The 23,636-nt window shown below is 60.1% G+C and carries 22 protein-coding genes; 13 read left to right on the top strand and 9 right to left on the bottom strand.

The features are described 5' to 3' along the window. The first annotated feature begins 9 nt into the window (after window positions 1–9). Window positions 10–768: an aspartate/glutamate racemase family protein gene (locus EYD00_RS14115; RefSeq protein ID WP_034496547.1), complete on the top strand. Its 759-nt coding sequence runs from the start codon at window positions 10–12 to the stop codon at window positions 766–768. A gap of 137 nt (window positions 769–905) precedes the next feature. Then, complete coding sequence (gene chrA, locus EYD00_RS14110) at window positions 906–2,135, top strand: chromate efflux transporter (protein ID WP_034496544.1); 1,230 nt, start codon at window positions 906–908, stop codon at window positions 2,133–2,135. A 5-nt stretch (window positions 2,136–2,140) separates the two neighbouring features. Here the strand turns inward: chrA and EYD00_RS14105 are convergent, their stop codons facing one another. Continuing rightward, window positions 2,141–3,019 carry a LysR family transcriptional regulator gene (locus EYD00_RS14105; protein WP_006700572.1) on the bottom strand — a complete coding sequence of 293 codons (879 nt, stop codon included), beginning with the start codon at window positions 3,017–3,019 and terminating at the stop codon, window positions 2,141–2,143. 131 nt (window positions 3,020–3,150) lie between these two features. On the opposite strand from EYD00_RS14105, the gene ampC reads away from it, so the two are divergent. The 6 genes from ampC (at window position 3,151) to catB (ending at window position 12,440) form a co-directional block, all read left to right on the top strand. After that, a complete protein-coding gene (gene ampC, locus EYD00_RS14100; RefSeq protein WP_034496541.1) occupies window positions 3,151–4,308 on the top strand; it encodes a class C beta-lactamase in 1,158 nt (385 codons plus the stop codon). 244 nt (window positions 4,309–4,552) lie between these two features. Further along, window positions 4,553–5,875, top strand: a complete 1,323-nt coding sequence (locus EYD00_RS14095) for a solute carrier family 23 protein (RefSeq protein ID WP_034496538.1) — start codon at window positions 4,553–4,555, stop codon at window positions 5,873–5,875. Between the two features lie 201 nt (window positions 5,876–6,076). Then, a complete protein-coding gene (locus tag EYD00_RS14090; protein WP_034496536.1) occupies window positions 6,077–8,866 on the top strand; it encodes a bifunctional aconitate hydratase 2/2-methylisocitrate dehydratase in 2,790 nt (929 codons plus the stop codon). A gap of 407 nt (window positions 8,867–9,273) precedes the next feature. Next, window positions 9,274–11,217 carry a methyl-accepting chemotaxis protein gene (locus EYD00_RS14085; RefSeq protein ID WP_034496533.1) on the top strand — a complete coding sequence of 648 codons (1,944 nt, stop codon included), beginning with the start codon at window positions 9,274–9,276 and terminating at the stop codon, window positions 11,215–11,217. A 201-nt stretch (window positions 11,218–11,418) separates the two neighbouring features. Next, window positions 11,419–11,601 carry a hypothetical protein gene (locus EYD00_RS14080; protein WP_034496530.1) on the top strand — a complete coding sequence of 61 codons (183 nt, stop codon included), beginning with the start codon at window positions 11,419–11,421 and terminating at the stop codon, window positions 11,599–11,601. Between the two features lie 203 nt (window positions 11,602–11,804). Then, a complete protein-coding gene (gene catB, locus EYD00_RS14075) occupies window positions 11,805–12,440 on the top strand; it encodes a type B chloramphenicol O-acetyltransferase (protein ID WP_034496527.1) in 636 nt (211 codons plus the stop codon). 171 nt (window positions 12,441–12,611) lie between these two features. Here the strand turns inward: catB and EYD00_RS14070 are convergent, their stop codons facing one another. Then, window positions 12,612–12,944 carry a tetratricopeptide repeat protein gene (locus EYD00_RS14070; RefSeq protein WP_034496524.1) on the bottom strand — a complete coding sequence of 111 codons (333 nt, stop codon included), beginning with the start codon at window positions 12,942–12,944 and terminating at the stop codon, window positions 12,612–12,614. 246 nt (window positions 12,945–13,190) lie between these two features. Between EYD00_RS14070 and EYD00_RS14065 the strand changes: the two genes are divergently transcribed. Beyond that, window positions 13,191–14,177: a hypothetical protein gene (locus tag EYD00_RS14065; protein ID WP_034496522.1), complete on the top strand. Its 987-nt coding sequence runs from the start codon at window positions 13,191–13,193 to the stop codon at window positions 14,175–14,177. Window positions 14,178–14,223: 46 nt separating this feature from the next. Here EYD00_RS14065 and EYD00_RS14060 read toward each other — a convergent pair whose 3' ends face one another. The 7 genes from EYD00_RS14060 to EYD00_RS14030 form a co-directional block, all read right to left on the bottom strand. Next, window positions 14,224–14,637, bottom strand: coding sequence for a curlin (locus tag EYD00_RS14060; RefSeq protein ID WP_034496519.1), 414 nt, complete (start codon window positions 14,635–14,637; stop codon window positions 14,224–14,226). A gap of 168 nt (window positions 14,638–14,805) precedes the next feature. Continuing rightward, the gene (csgH, locus tag EYD00_RS14055) at window positions 14,806–15,204 is read right to left on the bottom strand and encodes a curli-like amyloid fiber formation chaperone CsgH (RefSeq protein ID WP_004444850.1); all 399 of its coding nucleotides are present in this window, start codon (window positions 15,202–15,204) and stop codon (window positions 14,806–14,808) included. 60 nt (window positions 15,205–15,264) lie between these two features. Further along, window positions 15,265–15,702: a curlin gene (locus EYD00_RS14050; protein WP_006700628.1), complete on the bottom strand. Its 438-nt coding sequence runs from the start codon at window positions 15,700–15,702 to the stop codon at window positions 15,265–15,267. A 180-nt stretch (window positions 15,703–15,882) separates the two neighbouring features. Continuing rightward, window positions 15,883–16,371, bottom strand: coding sequence for a cupin (locus EYD00_RS14045; protein ID WP_034496513.1), 489 nt, complete (start codon window positions 16,369–16,371; stop codon window positions 15,883–15,885). 181 nt (window positions 16,372–16,552) lie between these two features. Further along, the gene (locus EYD00_RS14040) at window positions 16,553–18,556 is read right to left on the bottom strand and encodes an aq_1923 C-terminal domain (protein ID WP_034496511.1); all 2,004 of its coding nucleotides are present in this window, start codon (window positions 18,554–18,556) and stop codon (window positions 16,553–16,555) included. Window positions 18,557–18,781: 225 nt separating this feature from the next. Then, window positions 18,782–19,186 (bottom strand): hypothetical protein, encoded by a 405-nt coding sequence (locus EYD00_RS14035; RefSeq protein ID WP_004444843.1) that lies wholly within the window; start codon window positions 19,184–19,186, stop codon window positions 18,782–18,784. Between the two features lie 46 nt (window positions 19,187–19,232). Further along, entirely contained in the window at window positions 19,233–19,451 is a 219-nt protein-coding gene (locus EYD00_RS14030; protein ID WP_004444840.1) for a hypothetical protein, read from the bottom strand. Between the two features lie 186 nt (window positions 19,452–19,637). Here EYD00_RS14030 and EYD00_RS14025 point away from each other — a divergent pair, with 186 nt between their 5' ends. The 4 genes from EYD00_RS14025 to EYD00_RS14010 all read left to right on the top strand — a co-directional run bounded on the left by EYD00_RS14025 (window position 19,638) and on the right by EYD00_RS14010 (window position 23,493). Then, window positions 19,638–19,979, top strand: coding sequence for an ArsR/SmtB family transcription factor (locus EYD00_RS14025; RefSeq protein ID WP_034496507.1), 342 nt, complete (start codon window positions 19,638–19,640; stop codon window positions 19,977–19,979). Next, window positions 19,976–20,893, top strand: coding sequence for an SRPBCC family protein (locus tag EYD00_RS14020; protein ID WP_034496504.1), 918 nt, complete (start codon window positions 19,976–19,978; stop codon window positions 20,891–20,893). The genes EYD00_RS14025 and EYD00_RS14020 overlap by 4 nt, the downstream gene beginning before the upstream one ends. A 408-nt stretch (window positions 20,894–21,301) precedes the next feature. Beyond that, window positions 21,302–23,185, top strand: a complete 1,884-nt coding sequence (locus tag EYD00_RS14015; protein ID WP_034496502.1) for an ABC transporter ATP-binding protein — start codon at window positions 21,302–21,304, stop codon at window positions 23,183–23,185. Window positions 23,186–23,220: 35 nt separating this feature from the next. Further along, entirely contained in the window at window positions 23,221–23,493 is a 273-nt protein-coding gene (locus EYD00_RS14010) for a hypothetical protein (RefSeq protein ID WP_286084887.1), read from the top strand. The last annotated feature ends 143 nt before the right edge of the window (window positions 23,494–23,636 follow it).

Genomic DNA, 23,636 nt, shown 5'->3' with positions numbered 1-23,636 from the left:
AAACCCAAGATGCGCATTCTCGTCATCAATCCCAATACCACGCAGTCCATGACCGCGACCATCGCCGACGCCGCGACACGGGTGGCGGGCCGCGATACGGAAATCCTCGCCGTCACCTCTTCCATGGGGCCTGTCTCCATCGAAGGTTATTACGACGAGGTATTCGCGGTGCCTGGCCTTCTGCTGGAGCTTGCCAAGGCTCCGGCGCTGCGCGTCGACGCGGCGATCATCGCCTGTTTCGATGATACCGGGCTTGATGCGGCCCGGGCTCTTGCAGATATTCCCGTCATCGGCATCTGTGAGGCGGCGGTTTCCGCCACAGCCTTCATCGCGCAGAAATTCACCATCGTCACGACGATGGAACGGTCCCGGCTGCCGCTCGAACATCTCGTCCAGCGCTATGGCATGTCTTCCCGCTGCAATGTCCGCGCCGCCGACATTCCGGTGCTATCGCTGGAAGAGGCGGGTTCGAATGCACGCGAAAGGCTGCGGGAGCAAATTTCGCTGGCGCTGAGGCAGGATCGTGCCGAGGCGATCGTGCTCGGCTGCGCCGGCATGGCCGACCTGACGGCGGAACTCCGCGCCGAATTCGGCGTCCCTGTCATCGACGGCGTCGCAGCAGCCGTCAAACAGGCGGAAGCACTGGTATCCATGGGGCTCTCCACCGCCAAGCGCGGCGCTTATGCCACGCCGGTCCCCAAGCCCTATCGCGGATTGCTGGACATGTTTCAGCCGGGCAGGAGCGGCGGGATGCCGGAGGGCGGCTGAGACGTTTCCCGGTCCGGTTCACACGGTGCTGATTTCGCAAGGCCCTTCATATCCCTGTCGTAATAGTGTCTGATACCCTCGGCGTTTCAGTGCGGACGATGTGTATGCGCAGCCGCCATACGCTTAGGGAGCTATCGTTGAATTCCTCGACACCCACGATTTCGAACGACACCGCGCGTCACAAAATCGGAACGCCCGGCGAAGTTTTCGCGGCCTTTTTGAAGCTCGGGGTCACGTCCTTTGGCGGCCCCATCGCTCATCTCGGTTATTTTCGCGATGAGCTGGTCGTCCGGCGCAAATGGGTCGATGAAGCCGGTTACGCGGACCTCGTGGCGCTCTGCCAGTTTCTGCCCGGTCCCGCTTCCAGCCAGGTGGGCTTTGCGCTCGGGCTGCTGAGGGCGGGGCCGCTCGGGGCGCTGGCCGCCTGGACGGCGTTTACGCTGCCATCTGCCATTCTTCTCGTCGCGTTCGCAATGGTCGCCGCATCCATCGAAGGCCCCGTCGGCACCGGACTGCTGCATGGATTGAAGATCGTCGCTGTTGCCGTGGTCGCCCAGGCGGTATGGGGAATGGCAAAAAGCCTCTCACCGGATCGTGAGCGCGCGACCATCGCGATGGCCGCCATCGTCTGTGTCGTGTTCATCGCCGGCGCTTTCGGGCAAATCCTGGCGCTTTGCGCCGGAGCGCTCGCCGGGCTGGTCTTCTGCCGCGCCGCCTCGGCGGGGTCGACCAGCCATCTTGCCTTCCGCGTGTCGAAACGCGTGGGATATGTTTCGCTTGCGGCTTTCGCCCTTCTTCTCGTTCTGCTGCCGGTTTTCGCGGCGGGCGCGGCCTGGCAGGGGCTCTCCTTGTTTGACGCCTTCTATCGGGCCGGCGCGCTGGTCTTCGGCGGCGGCCACGTGGTGTTGCCTCTGCTGCAATCCGAAGTCGTCGCCTCGGGCTGGGTCACCAGGGATGCCTTCATTGCCGGCTATGGCGCAACGCAGGCCGTGCCCGGTCCGCTCTTTACTTTTGCTGCTTATCTCGGCGCGGTGGCGGGCCCTCAGCCGAACGGCGTGGCGGGCGCAGCCATCGCTCTCGTTGCCATCTTCCTGCCCGGCATGTTGCTTCTCGTCGGCGCACTTCCTTTCTGGGAGGGCTTTCGCCGGCATCCTCTGGCGCAGGCGGCCATGCGCGGCGCCAATGCCGCGGTGGTCGGCATATTGGGCGCGGCGCTTTATGATCCCGTCTGGACCAGCGCCGTCTTCACCCCCAGGGATTTTGCACTGGCGCTTGCGGGTTTCATCCTGCTGACGGTCTGGAAAGCGCCGCCATGGGTCGTCGTTCTTCTTTGCGCGGCCGGCGGCGTGGCGCTCGCCCTCGTGTAAAGGCTTCAGGCAGTGCCGATGCTGTCGAACAGCCAGTCGGAAAAGACCTGCATGGCTGGGGTCGGCGGTTTCGATTGCAGCCGGGTCAACCAATAGCTACCGAGCGATATGGTGACGGGAAAAGGTTGGACGACCGCTCCGGAAGCCAGATGCCGTGAAAACATCGACGGCGGCGCCAGCGCGACACCGAGCCCTTGCAGGGCGGCCTCCATCATCCCGAGCGACGTGTCGAAGACAATGCCGGCATTGACCTGTGCGGCCGGCGTGACGCCCGCCGCCGCAAACCAGCTGCTCCATTCATCGGCGCGGTAACTGCGCAACAATGTCGCTTCCATCAGGTCGGCCGGCGCTTTCAGCGTTTCCGCCAGTTTCGGCGTGCACAGCGGCGAAAGCGGCGCGTCAAAGAGACGAAACGCATCCGTGCCGTGCCACGAGCCCTGACCGAAACGGATGGCGAAATCCAGCCCCTCTGCCGCCATATCCACCCGGTTGTTGTTGGTGGAAACCCTGACGTCAATAAAGGGGTGGCGCTTCTGAAACGCCTGCAGGCGCGGCAGCAGCCAGCCGACCGCGAAGGTGCCGACAACGCCGAGAAACAGCAGTTCGCGCACCTGCCCGGCCTCGATGCGGTCAAGCGTCGTTGCCATCTGGTCGAAGGAACTGGTCACCGTCGGCAGCAGGGCTTCGCCTTCCGCAGTTATCTTCAGGCCGCGCGGGAGACGTTGAAAAAGCGCGACGCCCAGCCGCTTTTCCAGTCCCTTGACCTGCTGGCTCACAGCGGCCTGCGTCACGCATAGTTCGATCGCCGCGCGGGTAAAGCTCAGATGCCGCGCGGAAGCTTCGAACGCGCGCAAACCGTTCAGGGGAAGAAATTGACGGACCATTCGAGACCTAGATTTTCTTGTGTCTCCTCCGAGATATCATGATTTGTTCGTGCAATGTAGGGCGGCTAAACGTCTTTCGCGCTGGCTGGGGAAACGCCTGATATCCACCTGAGGTTTTGGAGACGCGACAGATGAATTTTCACCGCAGACATATCGTATGGACGGCCATGCTTTCGGCGATCCTCCTCACGCCGGCTCTGGCCGCCGACGAGGCGAGGCTGAAGGCGATAACGGATGCGGCGATCAAGCCCATCATGGAAAAGAACGGCATACCCGGGCTTGCGGTCGGCATCAGCGTCGATGGAGAGAGTTACATCTTCACTTACGGCGTGATGTCAAAAAGCACCGGCCAGCCGGTGACGGCTGAAACGCTGTTCGAACTCGGCTCCATCAGCAAGACATTCACGGCTACCCTTGCGATCTACGCCGAGGCGAACGGGCATTTGTCGCTGTCCGGCAGGGTCAGGGATTATCTTCCGGGCATGAAGGGCACCGCTTTCGGTGACGTTACATTGACGCATCTCGGCACCCACACCGCAGGCGGCTTTCCGCTACAGGTGCCTGACAATGTCAAAACGGAAACGCAGCTGCTGGCTTATCTCAAGAGCTGGAAGCCTTCTTACGGTGCCGGAACGCACAGGACCTACGCCAATCCCAGCATCGGCATGCTCGGCTACATCACGGCAAAGGCGATGGGGCAGGGCTACGACGCCGCCATGCAGGACACGCTCTTTCCCGCGCTCGGCCTGAAGGACACGTTCACGGTCGTTCCCCAGGCGAAGTTGGCCAATTATGCACAGGGCTACACGCGAAACGACGAGCCGGCCCGCCTGACGCCGGGCATTCTCTCTTCGGAAGCCTATGGCGTCAGATCGACGGCGACAGACATGATCCGCTTCGTCAACGCGAATCTGGGGCTTGAAAAGCTGGACGGCAAGATCCGGCAGGCGATCGCAAGCACCCATACCGGTTATTTCGCGGTCGGCGCCATGACGCAGGATCTCGTCTGGGAGCAATATGCCCGGCCTGTCGCCTTGAAGACGCTTGTCCAGTCCAATTCCGGCGCTCTTCTCAAAACCGTTCCGGTGCAGGAAATCGCGCCGCCCCTGAAGCCCGGACAGGATGTCTTCGTCAACAAGACGGGTTCCACCAATGGTTTTGGCGCCTATGTCGCCTTCATCCCTCAACGGAAACTCGGCATCGTCATACTGGCCAACAAAAACTATCCCAATGAGGATCGTGTCACGGCGGCCGTTGAGATTTTGACGGCTGTCGACAAGGCGGACTGATATCCGCTCGATGCTTCCTTGCCGTGCCGGCGCGGGGCGCACTCCCGCCGGCGCCAAACGCATTTCGATCCCGCCGCCCGGATGACAGCGAGAACCAATCGCGCTACCGGAGAAAAGATACGCCGGCCACCGATTCGATCTCGGCCGACCGCGCTTATCATCAAAAGGCAACTCTTTTTGCGCGGCTGCGATCTGCGACGGAAAAACCGTCAGTCTCGCGCCGGGCGGTTCGTGGGGGACGACGATGAGCGACAGGGGTGGTTATTTTCCTCGCTGGCGATTGAAAACCGAAGGGCGCATCATGCCGGATGAGCGATTGCCCGCCGGGCAGACCGCGGTGCTCGGGTTGCAGCACGTCGTGGCCATGTTCGGCTCCACGGTTCTCGCGCCGCTGATCATGGGCTTCGATCCGAATGTATCGATCCTGTTTTCCGGTATTTCCACGCTGATCTTCTTCATCGCCGTTGGCGGTCGCGTGCCGAGCTATCTTGGTTCATCCTTCGCCTTCATCGGCCCCGTTCTGGTGGCGACCGGGGCGGCGGCGGGCGCGGCAAGCCCGAATATCGCGCTTGCGCTCGGCGGCATCATCGCTGCGGGCGTGCTTTATGCACTGATTGGCGTGATCGTCATGATTGCCGGTCATAACTGGATCGAGCGGCTGATGCCGCCGGTCCTGACGGGGGCCATCGTCGCTGCCATCGGCCTCGTGCTCGCGCCCATCGCGATAGCCAGCGCCTCCGGCTCCGGCCCTGGCAATCCCGATGGCGACCAGCTGTCGCGATGGATTGCCATTCTGACGGTCACCTCGGTCGGTGCGATTGCCGTCTATGCGCCCGGAATGGCGCGGCGCTTGCCGATCCTCATCGGCGGCGCGATCGCCTATCTCGCTTATCTCGTGGTGGCGAACGGTCTCGGCCTCGGCAAACCGGTTGATTTTTCAGGCGTCGCCGCCGCAGCCTGGTTCGGATTGCCAACCTTCACCACGCCGGTCTTTTCCGCATCGGCAATCGCACTGATAGCTCCGGTCGTCGTCATCCTCGTGGCGGAAAATCTCGGGCACATCAAGGCTATCGGCGCGATGACCGGCAGGAACCTCGATCCCTACCTCGGTCGGGCCTTTATCGGCGACGGCATCGCGACCATCTTCTCCGGCGCCTTTGGCGGAACCGGCATGACCACCTATGCAGAGAACATGGGCGTCATGGCGATAACCCGCATCTTCTCGACGCTCGTTTTCATTGTCGCGGCTTTGGTGGCCATCCTCCTCGGCTTTTCGCCGAAGTTTGGCGCGCTGATACAGACGATACCCGGGCCGGTTATCGGCGGCCTGTCCGTCGTCGTCTTCGGCCTCATCGCGGCAACCGCCGGGCGCATTTGGGTGGAAAACAAGGTCGACTTTTCCGAGCCACGCAACCTCATCACGGTGGGTATCGCCCTTGTTCTGGGGGCAGGAAATTTCAAGCTGAATGTGGGCGGATTCACGCTTGATGGCATCGGCACGGCGACAATCGGCGCCATCGCCTTTTATCATCTGCTCGGCCTCGGCAAGCCGTCGCAGGGACGATAAGGCGGGGAGTGCCGGCGCGGCCTGGCGGCGAAGATATGGGATGGGCGAAATATCGCGCATCCCCGCGCTTACAGGCATGCGACATCTTGTCAGCGGCCCCCGGTTGGCGTAGTCGAAACCGACAGAAACCCGGGGGCGACCAGCACTACCGTTTGGTGGCGCTGTGTTCGGCTCCATAGACATCATGACGTTGGGATTGCGATGAACCTTTACTTGGATTACTTGGCTGAAATCAAAAGCAGAGAACCACAGGGACTTGCGCCCAAGCCGATCGATGACGGTGCGTTGACCGCCGAAATCATCGAACTGATCAGGGATGCAGGCAGCGAACACCGCGCCGATGCCCTGAAGTTTTTCATTTATAACACATTGCCGGGAACCACGAGCGCCGCCGGTGTGAAGGCTGCGTTTCTGAAGCAGATCATCCTCGGCAACGTCATCGTCCCCGAGATCACCCCGACCTTCGCGCTGGAACTGCTGTCGCACATGAAGGGCGGCCCGTCGATCAAGGTGCTGCTCGACATCGCGCTCGGCAACGATGCCGCAATCGCCACCAAGGCGGGTGAAGTGCTGAAGACCCAGGTCTTCCTTTACGATGCCGACATGTTCCGCCTGCGGGATGCCTACAAGGCCGGCAACGCGATTGCCCGGGACGTGCTTGAAAGCTACGCCAGGGCCGAGTTCTTCACCAAGCTTCCCGATGTCGAGGACGAGATCAAGGTCGTCACCTTCATCGCCGCCGAAGGCGATATTTCGACCGACCTCCTGTCGCCGGGCAATCAGGCGCATTCGCGCTCCGACCGCCAGCTGCACGGCCAGTGTATGATCTCGCCGGAAGCGCAGGCGCAAATCGTCGCGTTGCAGAAGCAGCACCCCGACAAGCGGGTGATGATGATCGCCGAAAAGGGCACGATGGGCGTTGGCTCCTCGCGCATGTCGGGCGTCAATAACGTTGCGCTGTGGACCGGCAAGCAGGCCAGCCCCTACGTGCCCTTCGTCAACTATGCCCCCATCGTTGCGGGCACCAACGGCATTTCGCCGATTTTCGCCACCACCGTCGACGTGACGGGTGGCATTGGCATCAATCTGAAGAACTGGGTGAAGAAGCTCGGCGAAGACGGCAAGCCGATCCTCAACAATGACGGCAACCCCATCCTTGAGCAGAAATATTCGGTCGAGACCGGCACGGTCCTCAAGATCGACGCCAAGGATCGCAAGCTGCGGGACGAAAACGGCACCGAGCTGGTCGATCTCGCTTCGTCCTTCACGCCGCAGAAGATGGAATTCATGAAGGCTGGGAGCTCCTATGCCATCGTCTTCGGCAAGAAGCTCCAGACTTTTGCCGCTGAAACGCTTGGCGTCGAGGCGACCCCTGTCTTTGCACCGAACAAGGAAATTTCAATCGAAGGCCAGGGCCTTACTGCCGTCGAGAAGATCTTCAACCGCAACGCCGTTGGTGTGACGCCTGGCAAGGTGCTGCACGCCGGCTCCGACGTTCGCGTCAAGGTCAACATCGTCGGTTCGCAGGATACGACCGGCCTGATGACCGCGCAGGAGCTGGAAGCGATGGCGGCCACTGTCATTTCGCCGCTGGTGGACGGCGCCTATCAGTCCGGCTGCCACACGGCGTCCGTCTGGGACAAGAAGGCTCAGGCCAACACGCCGAAGCTCATGGCCTTCATGCACAATTTCGGCGTCATCACCGGCCGTGATCCGAAGGGCGTCTATCACTCAATGACGGACGTGATCCACAAGGTGCTGAACGACATCACCGTTGATGACCGGGCAATCATCATCGGCGGCGACAGCCACACCCGCATGTCCAAGGGCGTCGCCTTCGGTGCGGACTCCGGCACCGTCGCTTTGGCGCTCGCCACGGGCGAGGCGACCATGCCGATCCCGCAATCGGTCAAGGTCACCTTCAAGGGAACGATGCAGCCCTACATGGACTTCCGCGACGTGGTGCACGCGACGCAGGCGCAGATGCTGCAGCAGCACGGGGACAACGTGTTCCAGGGCCGTATCATCGAAGTCCATCTCGGAACACTGCTTGCCGACCAGGCTTTCACCTTCACCGACTGGACGGCCGAGATGAAGGCCAAGGCGTCGATCTGCATTTCCGAAGACGAAACGCTGATCGAGTCGCTGGAGATCGCCAAGTCGCGCATCCAGATCATGATCGACAAGGGCATGGACAATGCCGCACAGACGCTTAAAGGCCTGATTGCGAAGGCGGATCAGCGCATTGCGGAAATCCGTTCCGGTGAAGTTCCAGCATTGAAGCCTGACTCGAACGCGAAATATTTCGCTGAAGTCGTCGTCGATCTTGATGTCATCAACGAACCGATGATCGCCGACCCCGACGTCAACAACAACGACGTTTCGAGACGCTACACGCACGATACGATCCGTCCGGTTTCCTATTATGGCGCTACCAAGAAGGTCGATCTCGGCTTCGTCGGCTCGTGCATGGTGCATAAGGGCGACGTGAAGATCGTCGCGCAGATGCTGCGCAACATCGAAAAGACCGAAGGCAAGGTCGAATTCAAGGCGCCGCTCGTCGTTGCCGCGCCGACCTATAACATCATCGACGAGCTGAAGGCGGAAGGGGATTGGGAAATCCTCCAGAAATATTCCGGCTTCGAATTCGATGACATCAACCCGAAGACAACGAACCGGACCGAATACGCAAACATCCTCTATCTGGAACGCCCGGGCTGTAACCTGTGCATGGGCAACCAGGAAAAGGCAGCGAAGGGTGACACGGTTCTGGCAACCTCGACGCGTCTCTTCCAGGGCCGTGTCGTTGAAGACAGTGCCGAAAAGAAGGGTGAATCGCTTCTGGCCTCGACCCCGGTCGTGGTGCTGTCCGCCATTCTCGGCCGTACGCCGAGCATCGAGGAGTATCGTTCCGCCGTCGAGGGCATCGATCTGACGAAGTTCGCTCCGCCGAAGACGACGCCGATCGATTCCCAGTCGGTGCATTATTAATCCGCAATACCGCCTGCATCTGGATGCGGGAGGGTGCGGTGAATGAAAGAGGGGCGGCGGGGAGATATTCCCGCTGCCCTTTTTGTATTGGCCCTTGTCGCTGGCCCGCCGGGTCTTGAGCATTATCAAGACAATAGCCGTCTGCGGCATGCCGAATTGTCAGCACTTGCATGGCAAGGGTAACACTTCGTTTAGTTGTTTTGTGAAATCTAAAATACGCAGGTTCCAAGGTTTTATCGGTGGAGCCGGTAGAACAAGCGGACCCGTCACGACCTGCCCTGCGGTTCGAAAAAGGCACCCGCTTGTCGCCCTATGAGGAGGGGCAACAGCTACCCGCGATGTTTCATCATATGGTTCCCCCGGCCACCCGTGCGGCGGCAGGAGGAGCGCTTGCCTTGAGGCCGTTCATGTCATTCCTGAAGAATACCAAGATAAAAACGAAGGTCGTTTTTGTCATCTCGCTGATGAGCCTGATGTCGCTTTCCGGCATAAGCTATGTCAGCCTGCAATATAAAAGCACCGATAATGTCTATAGTGATTTCATCGGCCACGAGGCCCTTGCTGCGGTGCTGAACGCCAGAACAAGCGGAAATCTCAATGCGCTCGGCATGCAGATGCTTCGCGCCAGCCTCAACGATCCGGCCAGCAGCGATTTCGAAGCGGCCGTAAAGACCTTCAGGGCAGATCGCAAGCAGCTCGAGGAACGCCAGAACAAGATCATGGAACTCGTGCCGGCCCGCACGGACGCCGCGCGGGACATCCTCAAGGGTGTTGTCGAAGTCGAGGAAATCGGCAATCAGGTCATTTCCCTCATGCAGGCAGGACAGCGGGCCGAAGCCCAGCAGATGGCGCTTAACGTCCTGCGGAAAATCACCGAGGTTTCGCCGAAAATCAGTGCGGGTAACGAACAGCTCATCCAGGTCATGAATGAGGGCCGGGAGCGCCTTACCGCAAGCACGAATACGACGATCTGGACGGGTGTTGTCACACTCGCACTCATGTCTCTGGCCGTGATCGCGCTTGGCCTGCTCATCTCGTCCCGCGGCATTACCACGCCGATTGCGCGCCTTCGCGCCCGCATGGAAGCGCTGGCGGCGGGGGATACTGCAAGCGAAATCGTCGGCATGGATCGCAAGGATGAAGTTGGCCAGATGGCCGCAACCGTTCAAGCGTTCCGCGAAAGCGCAGTGGAGCGCCTGCGGCTCGAGGCTGAAACGGACGCGAACCGGTCCATGTCCGAAAAGGATCGGATCGAGCGGGAGAAACAGAAGGCGCAGGAAGCCGCCGACGTTCAGTTCGCGGTCACCAATCTTGCCACCGCGCTTTCGAAGATCGCCGAAGGCGATGTCACTTACCGCATAGCGCAGCCGTTTGTGCCGAGCCTGGACGGTATTCGCGGCGACTTCAACAGGGCCGCGGAACAGCTACAGTCGACGCTCAACCAGGTGGCGCAGAATGCCCGTGGCATTGATTCCGGCGCAAACGAAATCCGCGCAGCGGCCGACGATCTGGCGAAACGGACGGAGCAGCAGGCTGCGGCGGTAGAGGAAACCGCTGCGGCGCTGGAAGAGATCACCACGACGGTGAAGGATTCGACCAAACGGGCGCAGGAAGCGGGACATCTCGTCAGCCGCGCGAAGATCGGCGCCGAAAGATCCGGAGACGTGGTGCAGAAGGCCGTTGCCGCGATGGAACAGATCGCGACATCCGCGAATGAGATTTCCAATATTATCGGCGTTATCGATGAGATTGCCTTCCAGACCAACCTTCTGGCACTGAATGCCGGGGTGGAGGCTGCCCGTGCGGGCGAGGCGGGCAAGGGCTTCGCCGTTGTCGCGCAGGAGGTTCGCGAACTGGCGCAGCGTTCCGCAGGCGCCGCCAAGGAGATCAAGAACCTGATCACGACCTCGAACGGTCAGGTCCAGCAAGGCGTGCAGCTCGTCGGAGAGACCGGCAAGGCATTGGAACTGATCGTCACGGAAGTGCAGGAAATCAACCGCCACGTGGCGGCGATTGCGGAATCGGCACAGGAACAGTCCTCCGGTCTCCAGCAGATCAATACGGCCGTGAACCAGATGGACCAGGACACCCAGAAGAACGCCGCAATGGTGGAGGAGAGCACCGCGGCGAGCCACGGGCTCGCACGCGAGGCGTCGTCGCTCAACCGGCTGATCGCCCAGTTCAAGCTGTCTGAAGCCGGTTACAGCGAGGCGTCCGCGCCCGTGCGAACCGCTTCGTCGGCCGACAGACCGGCGACCTCACCGGCCCGCGCCCTTGGCGGCCGGATCAGGGCGGCGTTCTCCGGCAACGCGGCACTGAATACGACAACGGATAATTGGGAGGAGTTCTGATACCCACTCTGCCTTCACGCCCTCCATGGCGCTGAAAGCACTATTCCAGACAGGGGCACCGGGGTCGGGTTTTTAGCCTGAGCCCGGTGTTCTGCTTTTCGGGACGGATCAGCCTGCCACTGCGCCGTGGCTATTCATGGCCATTCGTCTTCATGCTGGTTAGGTTTGCCGCCATTGGGGCGGTGCCTGGGAGGGGAAGACATGATCGCAGCCTATATTGATGAATTCATCATGTTCTGCGTCAGCCTCTGGATGACGCTCGTAGGGTTCGGATATCTGTCCCTGTCGAGAAATCCAGCTCACCGGCCACCGGTGGCGCGTCACTTCAAGTGGATGGGCCCCATGCTGCTTATGATCGCGCTCATTCTGGCCATCGCTTCCTGATCCTTGAAGGTTGTCGTGTGGCGGCACTTTGCCTTTGGCTCGTTTTGCGGTAACAGGGAGCCATGATCAAGGCATCGAGTACCACCTGCATCTAGCTCCCGCCGCAGCGCGAGGAGCATCGGACGAGAAGCCAGCTGGCTTTTCGCCTGGTGTCGGCTTGCCGCAAGGCAAGCGAAAGCGAAGACATGCAGTGAGATTACTCAATGGAAAACTATTTCGAAAGCCCGTTCCGGGGCATCACGCTCGACAAGCAGGTAAAGAACCCAAACCTCCTGGTCGGAAAATACAGCTATTATTCCGGCTATTATCACGGCCACAGCTTTGAAGATTGTGCCCGTTATCTGTTGCCGGATGAGGGCGCGGACAGGCTGGTGGTGGGGAGCTTCTGCTCGATAGGTTCGGGCGCAGCCTTCATCATGGCGGGCAATCAGGGCCATCGCAACGAGTGGATCAGCACCTTTCCCTTCTTCTTCATGCCCGAAGTGCCGGAATTCGAGAATGCCGCAAACGGCTATCTGCCGTCCGGCGACACTGTCATCGGCAATGATGTCTGGATAGGCTCGGAAGCTGTCATCATGCCCGGTATTACCATAGGCGACGGCGCCGTGATTGGAACGCGTGCGCTGGTGACGAAAGATGTCGAACCTTACGCTATCGTCGGTGGCAATCCCGCGAAAACGATCCGCAAGCGGTTCGACGACGACTCGATCGAGCTGCTTCTGGAGATGAAGTGGTGGGATTGGCCGGCGGACCGGCTGAAAGCCGCGATGCCGCTCATGACGAGCGGCAATGTTGCGGAGCTTTACCGGTTCTGGCGGTCGGATAGCTCCCAGCCGTAAACAAACGGCCGGCCCGTCTCATCGAGGCGGGCCGAGCCTTTCCGAGGGCTGGACATGTGGGTCAGCGTCGCCGTCAGTAAGCGGTATAGTCAGCCACGGATGAACGACCAAGACAGCCGTATCATCCTGAAAATCCATCCTGTGGAGACATCACGGCGGATTTCATAGTGATCAAGCCGCCGAATGAGGTCGCGCGGTGCGTGATCGCAGACGCCGGAGCCGGACTTCCATCTGTCTCCTCGCCTGAATGTCGCCTCGCCTAACGGCGACCGACATCCCTTCGACCCACGCCGTAATGGCGCCGTCATTGTCTCCCAACCGTGCACGGCATTCGCCGAGTTCTGCCCATACCGCCGAATAGTCGGGATCCTGCCGGATAGCCTCCTGCAGGTGATGCGCGGCATTTTCGAACTGCCCCGCTGCCGCCAGAGCCTTCGCGATTGAAAAGCGCAGAAGGGGACTGTCCCTCCCGTCTTCCAGCATCTTCATGAGTTTTGTTATCATTGTTGTCCCGGAGCAATGGTGAAACACCATGTATCGGTACGATCTCAAGCGCAGTTGAGGTCAAGCGGTATTTGGCGCGCTCTTCCTGCATGGGCCCTCATGCGAACGCGTCCAATGACGACGCGCGCTCTCCGTCAGGTTACGTCGCATCTCTCGCCATCGCCGAGTTGAAACGACCACAGCCTGTGGGTTAAAGCACGGATGTCCCTTAGGATGGACACGATTCCCCCAGAATTATGGGTTTGCATGATCCCCGTCGCATTGCCCTCCGTCGAAGCGTTGCTTCTCCTTGCCTTCTTTCTCATCACGACCCTTGTGTGGGGCGTCTGGTCACTATGGCTGTTGGTTCGATACATGGGCGGGCGCTGGAAGCGCCCGATGATCCTGCCTTACGGGCTGGTGACCGCGGTTTCGCTTTTCACGCTTTTTCGGTTCGTTGAGTTTTATCTGGAGATGGGCGCTTACGACAGGGAGAGAGCAATACGTTATCAGCCGGAACTTCTGGAGCCCGCGCGTCTGGGCGGGATAGATATGCCCAAGGGTACGAAGCTCGAACTCGCCATTGCCGACAACAAGGAGGCCTTCGATAGGGCCGTGTTTCCGCATCCGGTGCGGATCGCGGATATCGATGCCGTTGAGATCGCCCGTTATATCGCGATAAAAACCAGTGAGAACTACGAAACGATCGGCTTCACCCCAGGCGACATGCGGATAACCGGTATTGGCGTGACCACGCAGAGCGACTGGCGTTGTGATGCAACGCAGCCGGTGGAGTTCGATCTCATGGCTGATGGCAGCATCTCTGCCTTCAGCAAATGCATTCTCGCCGATGGCAATGTCGTTGACGGTATCAGCCTGCCGAAAGGCACCTCCCTGCGGGCCTCCACCGGCAATGTTTACACCGATGGCTTTGTCGATTCCGACAGATGGGTTCTCGATATACCGACTGGGCAGACCATTCACATCGATGATTTCGATCTCTCAGAGGTAACGCTTGCCCTGAACAGCGAGCGAAAGCTCCACGAAATCAGCAGAGGCACTCTGTCAAAGGATGCCGCTCTTGGAACGCTTCACCATGCCGCTGGAACCAATATTCGTTATAATCCCCGCAATCTTCGCAATGACTACCCAGACGCATGGCTGATAATTCCGCCTCTGCCCGATACCGGTGCTCCGCCGGTTCCATCGCCGGATATCGTTCAGAGCAGGGATGGCGAGGTTCTTGCGAATTGAGTCTGTGGCGAAGACCTGCAGGGACGACTGACTGTCCCGCCTTGCCCTACCAGCCGTAGCTGAAGGTCAGGCCGCTGCCGTTATTGCCGTCCTGCACGACGTTGGTATCCGTGTTGCGGCCGTACTGAAAAATGCCATAGGCATTGTTGTTGCCGTTCTGCTGCAACGTTGCGGAGTGGCCGACGCCCCGTTGCCGGATAAAGCCGAGATTGCCGCCGCCGTTCTGGGCAATGCCGGCGGCGTTGCCGCGGCCGAGCTGGCGGATGTCGGCGTCCTTCAGGCCACGGTAGAGCGAATAGGCGCGGAGGCCCGTCGAAAGCAGGTCGCCATCGGCGGCATTGCCGGGTGCGAGATCGAAGGAGATGCGACCGCCGGCGTGGGCCGGTGCCGGAGAACCAAGAGGTGCGAGGCCCCCGACGAGCAGGGTAACAGTCATGAGTTTCAATATGTTGCGCGTCATTCTGATCTCCATCCGTCAGCGCCTTGCCGATGATCGATAATCGCATTTCGCAACTGAACCTGATCGGAACTGCCCGTTCACACGTCGTTCAGTCGCTTGGCAGGATCCAAAGAAAAGGGCGCCTGAAGCGGCGCCCTTCACGGAGATAATTTACGGGCATGTCTTGGCTTAGTCGCCATCAACCTGCTTTGTGCAGCTGAAGCTCCGGCCATCGATCACCATATCGAGCACCGCCTTATAGCGGGCTCCCTTCGCATCGAGCGTTACCGTGGTCAGCAGTTGCGGACGTCCGGCTGCGGCATCAAAGTCGCCGCCCTGATTGATCACCGAATGTCCGCCGCTTCCCGATTTTTCGACGTGAAAGCCGTAGGTCCCGCCGGCAGTGACATCGGCTCCGGCAAAGGCCTCCAGCTTCACCATGCCCGCCTGCGACGTTGCCCTGATCTCGCAGACGTTTCCAGCCGTCGACTCCCGTGCGGTCGATATGGCCGCAACGGTGCCGGCGGGAAGCAGTGCCAGCGCAAGGATCGCCGCCAGGCGGCGCTTATGACTGATGCTGTGGGGCATGGCTGGTCTCCCGGATGATCTGATGTTTCGCGCCCGACCGGTTACACGTCGTGCGGCCGGTCAAGGGCAGGCTTGCACGAAGGCGGCGACATTGTCGTTGCCGCCCTGGCTCACATTGGCGCTGCATCCGCGGCCCACCTGGACACCGGCCGCGATGTTGCCGTTGCCGTCCTGCGTGAGGATGGTGGTGTGATTGGAACCGAACTGGCCAATGCCGGCCACGTTGCGGCTGCCGTTCTGATAGGTGGAGCCGTAATTGTCGTGCCCCTCCTGGCCGACAGCCGAGAGGTTATGCCGGCCATATTGATGACCGACAATCCGGTTGTAGCCGCCGTTCTGGTACGTGCGGATCCGGTTGCCGTAACCCTCCTGTGCGCCGCCGGCAGAATTGGACCAGCCATATTGTTCGATGCGCACATCATTAGCCATGGCGGGTGCCGCGGCAGCGAGGCCGACGAGAGCGACGAGTGCACTTGCAATGAAAGACTTCCGGATCATGACGTGTCTCCTCAGGCGGATGGACCGCGGTTGAACGTCCCTGTTTTAGAACGTTCCACCGGAACGGAGGCTGAAGGCGTCATTCAGTCGTGGTTCATTGGCCGAAGCCAATAGGCGCCGGCATCGCTGAAGCCAGCCTCCACGTTCCTGCGGTATCCTGCCGGAACCGGAAACGCCTCTTCAGCGCCATATATCTGTCAGGCCGCCCAAAGCTCCGTGCACAGGATCGGTCTGCGGCTTCGGCAGGGATTTGATACGCTCAAGCATGTCAGCGCTGGCGGGAGATGTTTGAATATCGGCTTCCTGCCCGGGCGGATAAGCGCCCACCACTTGAAAATCCGAGGAGGAGTCCAGTTTCATATGGCCTGTCCCGGCGGGCAGGATCAGGCAGTCACCGCGGGCAACATCGAGAACTTGCCCCTCAGGCCCGCCGATCTGCAAGGTCGCTTCGCCACGTCCGACACCCAGAACTTCGTGTGCCCCGGTGTGGTAATGGTGGTAGTCGAAAACGCCGTTGCGCCAGATGCCGCTCCATCCGTTGCGGGAAAATGTCGCTTCGAAATCCGCGGAATGAAAGTCCGCGCCGACATTGCGGTAAATGATCACGGGAAAGGTCTGGTTATTGGGGACCTGTCCGCTGGGGCCGAAGGTCAGTTGCTCGGTTTTCATGGCGATGCTCCTCATGACCGTTTCTACCGCGAACAATGCGGACCGAAATCTGGCGGCGCATTTCAGCCGCCCAGGTCATAATAACTCCGGGGAGCGGGCAGTTCCGCAATGTCTTGACGAAAACAGCGGTTGCGGCGGTCTCAAGCCCGGCGAACCGGGCTTGAGACGTTTTCTGGCTGGCTTACTCGGCTGTCGCCTGAATATCGACCTTGTCGAGAAGACCCATCGGATTGTCGGAAGCCGCAACCAGGTCGAAGACCCCGAGGCCATTGACGCCCGTGGATTTGACTGTGACAGTCAGGGTTCCAGGCGTGCTGATGAAGCGCACCAGCGCCTCCACCGCGCCTTGCAGCTTCGGCTGCTCCGCCGCCACCTGCTGCAGCATCACACTCGCCACCAGCGTGAGCGTGCCGCGCACCTGATCCTCGGTCATGTCGTTCTGCAGGGCATAGAGTTTGATCGCCTTGGCCATCAGGCCTTCGTCCTTGACGGTGAGCTTCACCTCACGGCCGGCAAGCCCGAAAAGCGCCGCCTGCGCGCGATTGACGTCGAAGGAGAAGAACTCCCCCGTAAAGCCGCTGACCATTCCGGCAAGATTGACGCTGCCGAAATCCCTGCTGCTGAGCGAGATGTCGCGGATCAACAGATTGCTGTTCGGCTCGTCCCAGCCTGCGGAAAGGCCATAGGAGAAAGCCAGCGTCTCGAGACCCAGCTTGCGGGCCTCCACGAAAACGTCCTCAGTCGCGTCTGCGGGGATCGGAAGTGTGAGGTCATCCTGCCTGATCTCTATATCGGTCGGAATGCCGTTGAAGGGCTTGGTCAGCCCCATCTCGAAATTCTTGAGCGTGAACCTGATGCGTTCCGGTGTTCCGGCCGCTTCTTCCTCCGGCTCTTTCGGCGCGGCAATATCGACGTTGATGCCGCCGACGCGCACCCGGCCAAGTTCCGGTATCAGGCGATTGAACTGAAAGGTCTCGATCTCGGTTTCATCGAGCGCGATGATCTGGGAGATACCCTCGATCGTCGAACTCCAGTCGAAACCCTTGAGGCTTGCTTCGGCCACTTCGATCTTGCCGTCGCCGTCACCGATCGACAGACCGTTCAGACCGAAGTCGAGCTTGCGGCTGTCCATCTGCATGTCGATGCGGTCGATGGCGGCCTTGACCCTTTTGCCGTCCGCTCCCTCTTTTTCATCCGGTGCGTCGGCCTTGAAGCCGATGAGCTGCATGTTGCTCCTGCCGATCATGTCGAGGATGGACACGACCTTGGCAAAAAGCGCCTGGCGTTCCTCCGGCGGAAGCTGGTCGGGATCCTTGGTGACCGTCAGTGCCTTCAGTGTGTCCAGCAGCGGTTCGGATGGCATGCGGGCGGTAAAGCCATCGCTGCGGATCTCGTCATAGCTGAAACGGCCATCGCCATCGGAAAATGAAACCGTCTTGACGGAAAGCGGCCCATAGAGAGGTTTTGCCTCCTTGTCGTCAGGGCCGGCCTTTTCCGTATAGAGCCGGGCGAGATAAGCGACGTCGATGTCCTGACCGGCGATCACGCCGGTCGACACCGCCACATGCTTGTCCTCAATCGCGCCGTCGCTGTCGGGAAGCTGCATCTTGATGTCGTAGCTGCCCTTGTCTATCGAATACCGGGCGATACGGCCACCGGCGATCTCGGAGAGGACCAGGTTGCTGTAAACCGTCTTCTGCTCGGTGGTCGCGACCGACTGGCTCAACGTCAGCTCGGGCGTGGAGATGCGCGTCGCCGCGAAGCGCTCGATGCGGCGGGGCAGGGAGCCGCCGTTTCCTTCCGCCTGTGCGGACTTCTCGAACGCCGCATTCTCGATGCGGGCATGCGCCATGGAAAGCTTGCCGGTGGGCACATCCACATCGATGTTGCTCATGTCCAGCGCGCCGTCCAGAAAGGGCAGCTTCGGACGACCGTCAATGGCGGCAATACGAAGATTCTTGCCATCTTCGAGCGGCAGCGTCAGATCGCGAACATGAATTTTCCCGAGGAAATCGACTTCCACGGAACCGGCAGTCGCGCCGGTGCGCGCAACCAGTTCTTTCACCTTCGCCTCGTAGAAGGTCTTGCCGCCGATGACACCTGCGGCCGCAACGGCGATAATTGCCACCGCCGCCCATAGCGCCCTGCGCCGACCCTTGCCGGTATGGCTGTTTTCCTGTTCCACGACGTTGGTCCTCTCTCACATACTGATCATATTGCGCGCCTTTTAAGCACGCAAAAGTTGCTTAGCAAGAGCTGATCGACGCCCGTGAAGGCCGCGCTACATCCAGACCGTCAACGCCATGCCGGCCACCACAGGTGCGGCGCCAGCGCAAGCGTCGGGCGAAGGGGCAGACGCGGCCTGACCGGCAATCAGCGTTTGAGTGGGCAGGGCTTGGAATCCGCCGCGTCACGCGCCATTGATGATATTGCAGATACCCTCGCGGATCACGTTCTTGTCCGCGATCTGTCCTGCCTGAATGTTGAAGACGGCGTCGATCCGCACAGCCGCACCCTTTTGCCGGGCCACCACCCGCAGCGTCTGAATTCTGCCGCTGCCGCTGGTCTCCTGGTGCGCATCGATGGACGACAGCGCCTTGTTGATCTGGATGCCCGAAAAACCTTCCGCCGCCACGGCCTGGGCGAGCTTCTGAAGCACGGCTGGCGCCTTCGCCTTCGGCAGCTCCTGCCAGGACTTGTAGGAAACAGCCGTCACCATCGGCACGCCGGAGACGGTGAAATTCTTCTCGCAGGAGGCCGCGAAAACAGGGCTCGAGAAGGTGATCAGGCCAAGAGCCGCTATGAGGTATTTCATTTCGAACAATCCAATCGTTGGTGAAGGCTGACGACAATCGGCCGCGTCAGAAGGTTGACCGTTTGCCTCTGTAGGTGGAGGGCGGCGGCAGAGCCTCATGGGCCTGCGCAAGCGTTTCGAGCCATGTGGCCAGCCCTTCGGGAACCTCTTCATTGCCCGCCTCAAGCGCCTCGATCCAGGAGAGTTCGCATTGCAGCGCGGAGGCGATGTTGATCGGCGTCCAGCGAATGACCCGCAGGCATTGGTTAAAGCGTTCTGGCGACATGATGATTTGATTTTTCCCCGTCTTTTTCCCGCCGAAGCTCACCCACCGGGCGGCGGGAGTCAATTGCTTTTTTGCAACTCTCGATGGCTTGTTTCACTTCCCGATCCGGATTTGCCGGATGATAAACTTAGCTGATCGGCTAAGTTTTTACTTGTGTCGCGATGATGGAACATGATAGTTAGCGATATGGCTAAGCATCATCCAGAGCTTTCACTCATCTTTCAGGCCCTTGCCGATCCCACACGGCGGTCAATTCTCGCTCGCCTCGGCAGCGGGCCGGCGCAGGTTACCGCATTGTCCGCTCCCACGGGTCTGCGCTTGCCCACGGTCATGCGCCACCTCGCCGTGCTTGAGGAGGCGGGGCTCATCGCCACATCCAAGGATGGGCGCGTGCGCACCTGCGCAATAGTACCTGAAGCGCTGGAGCCGGTGAGAACTTGGCTCGATGAGCAACGGGCCATGTGGGAGAGCCGGCTTGACCGGCTGGAGGCATTTGCAGTTCACGCCATGAAGGAGGAGGAACAATGACAACGAAACCCGGTCAACAAAGCGCACACGCTGAACCGCCACAAGACCGTTTTGCAACGCTCAGCTTCGAACGGGAAATTTCCGTTCCGCTATTGGCTCTGTGGCAGGTCTGGCTGTCACCTGCCGCCCGGGCGGTGTGGGCCTCTCCCTCACCCTCGGTGACAGTGGAATTCCTGGAGGCGGACAGCAGGCTGGGCGGTCGCGAAGTGTCGCTCTGCAAGGTCTCCGGCCAACCGGATATTCGCTGTGAATGCGGCTGGCTGGAGCTTCAGCCAAGCCGCCGCAGCGTGAATTACGAGGTGGTCTCATCCAGCGGCGTTACCCAGTCGGCAGCGCTGGTGACTGCAGATTTTCAGGCGACGGAAGAGCGTAGCCGCTTGACCGTAACGGTGCAGCTTTCGTCCCTGGCCGAGGATATGCGGGATGGCTATCAACAAGGTTTCAGCGCCGGTCTCAACAATCTGGCCAGCGTGGCCGGGCGAACCATGGTGCTGGAGCGAACGATAAAGGTGCCGCGAAACATCGTCTGGAAAGCCTGGATGAACGAAAAGACGCTGCCGCAATGGTGGGGCCCGGAAGGCTTTTCCTGCCGCACGAAGAGGATTGACCTGCGAACCGGCGGTGAATGGGTCTTTGACATGATCGGCCCTGACGGCACAGTCTTCCCGAACCATCATCGTTATGTCGAGGTCCGGCCCGAAGAGAGGATCGCCTATACGCTGCTTTGGGGCGAAAACGGCCCGAAACATGCCGACGCCTGGGCCTCCTTCGAAGATCAGGAAGGCGCAACGAAGGTTGTGCTGGGCATGGTGTTCAGCACGGAAGCCGAGTTCCAGCAAGCAAAGGGTTTCGGCGCTGTGGAGCTGGGGCAGCAAACGCTGGGTAAACTGGAACGCTTCGCCAAGGCACTATAGATGTGCCGGGCCGACAGCTCCATGCGCGGCTGTCTCGATACCGGCCTCCTGTCCAGAGCGGCAACTACTCTTCAAAGCCGCTATGAGCTTGCTAGATCGTCCTGCAGGTCCCGCCTTTAATGAGCAGCGAAAACGCGCACCTTTGTTTGCTTATTTTACAAAAGGGGTTCAACGGACTGTCGGGCAGCGGATGCATCTGCCAGCGTGACATCTGGTCCGCGAGCTGTCACGAAACGCGGCTGTACTAAGTTTTTGCACTGGGCCGGCAGTTGCTCCACCGAGCCCAAACCACGAGCTCCAATCCCAAAAAACTAAGCCGCTAATTGAGATTGAACGCCATGCATGGTTCCATGCCGGACGCGTAGCTGATTCCTCCCCGTCGATGCCAAACCGCGATCCGAGAGGCCCATGTCGATTTCAGATACGATTTTCCGCCCCTTCGAGACGCTGATACGGCCGCTCGACATTCCCTTTCGGCCACTGCCGTCGAAAGGCCCCGTCGCGGTGCTGTTGCATTTCATTGCCATGTTTCGTGGCGTCCTGATTGCTCTTGCCCTGTCGTCCATGGCGGTGGAAGCCATCAATCTTTCGATCATCTGGGGTCTGTCCGTTATCGTCGATGGGGTGACGGCGCAGGGAGCAACGGCTTTCCTGCGCAATGAATGGCCGTTGCTGACCGTGCTTGGGTTGTTGATTTTCCCCGCTATGCCCATAGCGTCGTTCCTTCTCAATACGCTCAATTCCCACACGCTTGGCATTGCGATGCCGGCGGCCATCCAGTGGCAGGGCCACAAGGCCGTGGAGCAGCAGGATCTGGCATTTTTCCATGAGCTTTATGCGGGGCAGGTCGCCTCGCGTCTTTCGCAGGTCTCGTCAGCCGTTCAGCAGCAGATTATCAACGCGTTTCAGATCGGACCGCGTTTCCTGCTGCAAATGATCGGCTCTCTTGCGCTCCTTGCCGCCTTGTCCTGGCAACTGGCGCTGCCGGTGTTCATTTGGATCGTGCTCAATGTAGTTCTCGCCGTCAAACTTGCCCCGGTCTTCTCAGAGCGGTCACGGCGCTCGGCGAAACAAAAGAGCCTTGTCTCGGGGGCGATCACCGATCTCTACAGCAACATGCAGATGATCAAGCAATTTGCCGCCGAGGACAGCGAGGCGGGCGCAATCCGCCGCATACTGATGAAAGCCGTGCAGACGCAGCATCGGGAACAGCGTGTCTATCGCGCATCCGAGCTGGCGGTTGTTGCGCTCAACATGGCGTTGTGGCTGGCGATCCTGTCGGTGGGGCTTTCCGGTCTGGTGAAAGGCTTCATCACGGTCGGAGAATTCGTCGGCGCGGTTTATATATTGCAGCGGTTGTCCGGGCACACATTCACCTTCCTGCAGATGGGTCAGCAGATATTCCAGGCGATCGGTACGATCAAGGATGCCATGCCTGTCATGACGACGCCGCCGACGATTACGGACAGATCCGACGCGGCGGAACTGAGCGTTTCGCATGGGAACATCGAGTTCGACCATATCCGCTTTGCTTACAAGTCAGGCAGACCGGTGATAGATGATCTGTCGCTGACCGTGCGCGCCGGGGAGAAAGTCGGCCTTGTGGGGCTATCAGGTGCGGGAAAAACGACGCTGGTCAATCTGCTCCTGCGTTTCTATGACATTCAGGAGGGCGCCATTCGCATCGACGGGCAGGATATTCGCGAGGTCACGCAGATGAGCCTGCGCCGCAATATCGGGGTGATTGCCCAGGACGTGGCCCTGCTGCACCGGTCGGTAGGCGACAACATCCGCTACGGGCGCCCAGAGGCAACGCAGGAGGAGGTGGAGAAGGTGGCCAAAGTGGCGAAGGCGGAGGGCTTCATTGGCGATCTTACCGACAGCGAGGGACGAAAAGGGTATCAGGCCTTCGTTGGAGACCGCGGCATCAAGCTTTCCGGCGGGCAGCGCCAGCGGGTCGCCATTGCGCGCGTGTTGTTGAAAGACGCACCGATCCTGATCCTCGATGAAGCCACCTCCGCCCTTGATAGCGAGTCCGAGGCCGCCATTCAGGACAAGCTCAATCTTGTGATGGAGGGCAAAACGGTCATTGCCATCGCCCATCGCCTGTCGACCATTGCCCGGATGGATCGCATCATAGTGCTGGATCACGGCCGGATTGTCGAAGAGGGAAGGCCCGAGGAACTGGTCGAGCAGGACGGATTGTTTGCGCGGCTCTGGAAACGCCAGATTGGTGGCTTCATTCCCGAAGATGAGGGGGTGACGTCGGAGGCGGTGGTGGACCGAAGCTGAGAGCGGAGAGCTTCGTCATTTGTAAAGAGGTTACGATGAAAACCGATTGGAAGTCGGTCAGAGGCATGCTGAATGCACCAATCGACGCCTGCGAACGCATCGAGGCGCTGCAGTATGCCGAGACTGACTGGGAGGCCATGATCGATATCGGCGGACAAAAGGTCAGCGTCCATGATTTTCTGGTGACCGCGTGGACAACCCGGAGAAGCTCCGCTACCAGATCATACGCGAACGCCACGACACCGGCGTCAATCTCCCAAGCCGGAGGCAGCGCGCATTCTGTTGGCAATGTCCCAAGCTGCAATTGAATTGGTGGATGCTGGTGAAGTGACCCCCGCCCAACAAGATATCCAGCAGATGATCAAATGGTTTGATGAGGACTTGGTGCGTGGGATTGAAAGTGCCGTCGCTACTTACCGATAAGCAAGGTCGCAATGGACTGTGTGGCGTA

The sequence above is a fragment of the Agrobacterium sp. 33MFTa1.1 genome, assembly GCF_004328495.1.
Taxonomy (GTDB): Bacteria; Pseudomonadota; Alphaproteobacteria; order Rhizobiales; family Rhizobiaceae; genus Agrobacterium; species Agrobacterium pusense.
This window is presented reverse-complemented; position numbering and strand designations above follow the sequence as displayed.

What these genes read in the sequence shown, in the direction of transcription:
- EYD00_RS14115 (WP_034496547.1), top strand. Translation starts at nt 10, where the DNA reads ATGCGCATTCTCGTCATCAATCCCAATACCACGCAGTCCATGACCGCG.
- EYD00_RS14105 (WP_006700572.1), bottom strand. Translation starts at nt 3,019, where the DNA reads ATGGTCCGTCAATTTCTTCCCCTGAACGGTTTGCGCGCGTTCGAAGCT.
- ampC (WP_034496541.1), top strand. Translation starts at nt 3,151, where the DNA reads ATGAATTTTCACCGCAGACATATCGTATGGACGGCCATGCTTTCGGCG.
- EYD00_RS14095 (WP_034496538.1), top strand. Translation starts at nt 4,553, where the DNA reads ATGAGCGACAGGGGTGGTTATTTTCCTCGCTGGCGATTGAAAACCGAA.
- EYD00_RS14090 (WP_034496536.1), top strand. Translation starts at nt 6,077, where the DNA reads ATGAACCTTTACTTGGATTACTTGGCTGAAATCAAAAGCAGAGAACCA.
- EYD00_RS14085 (WP_034496533.1), top strand. Translation starts at nt 9,274, where the DNA reads ATGTCATTCCTGAAGAATACCAAGATAAAAACGAAGGTCGTTTTTGTC.
- EYD00_RS14080 (WP_034496530.1), top strand. Translation starts at nt 11,419, where the DNA reads ATGATCGCAGCCTATATTGATGAATTCATCATGTTCTGCGTCAGCCTC.
- catB (WP_034496527.1), top strand. Translation starts at nt 11,805, where the DNA reads ATGGAAAACTATTTCGAAAGCCCGTTCCGGGGCATCACGCTCGACAAG.
- EYD00_RS14070 (WP_034496524.1), bottom strand. Translation starts at nt 12,944, where the DNA reads ATGATAACAAAACTCATGAAGATGCTGGAAGACGGGAGGGACAGTCCC.
- EYD00_RS14065 (WP_034496522.1), top strand. Translation starts at nt 13,191, where the DNA reads ATGATCCCCGTCGCATTGCCCTCCGTCGAAGCGTTGCTTCTCCTTGCC.
- EYD00_RS14060 (WP_034496519.1), bottom strand. Translation starts at nt 14,637, where the DNA reads ATGACGCGCAACATATTGAAACTCATGACTGTTACCCTGCTCGTCGGG.
- csgH (WP_004444850.1), bottom strand. Translation starts at nt 15,204, where the DNA reads ATGCCCCACAGCATCAGTCATAAGCGCCGCCTGGCGGCGATCCTTGCG.
- EYD00_RS14050 (WP_006700628.1), bottom strand. Translation starts at nt 15,702, where the DNA reads ATGATCCGGAAGTCTTTCATTGCAAGTGCACTCGTCGCTCTCGTCGGC.
- EYD00_RS14045 (WP_034496513.1), bottom strand. Translation starts at nt 16,371, where the DNA reads ATGAAAACCGAGCAACTGACCTTCGGCCCCAGCGGACAGGTCCCCAAT.
- EYD00_RS14035 (WP_004444843.1), bottom strand. Translation starts at nt 19,186, where the DNA reads ATGAAATACCTCATAGCGGCTCTTGGCCTGATCACCTTCTCGAGCCCT.
- EYD00_RS14030 (WP_004444840.1), bottom strand. Translation starts at nt 19,451, where the DNA reads ATGTCGCCAGAACGCTTTAACCAATGCCTGCGGGTCATTCGCTGGACG.
- EYD00_RS14025 (WP_034496507.1), top strand. Translation starts at nt 19,638, where the DNA reads ATGGCTAAGCATCATCCAGAGCTTTCACTCATCTTTCAGGCCCTTGCC.
- EYD00_RS14020 (WP_034496504.1), top strand. Translation starts at nt 19,976, where the DNA reads ATGACAACGAAACCCGGTCAACAAAGCGCACACGCTGAACCGCCACAA.
- EYD00_RS14015 (WP_034496502.1), top strand. Translation starts at nt 21,302, where the DNA reads ATGTCGATTTCAGATACGATTTTCCGCCCCTTCGAGACGCTGATACGG.
- EYD00_RS14010 (WP_286084887.1), top strand. Translation starts at nt 23,221, where the DNA reads ATGAAAACCGATTGGAAGTCGGTCAGAGGCATGCTGAATGCACCAATC.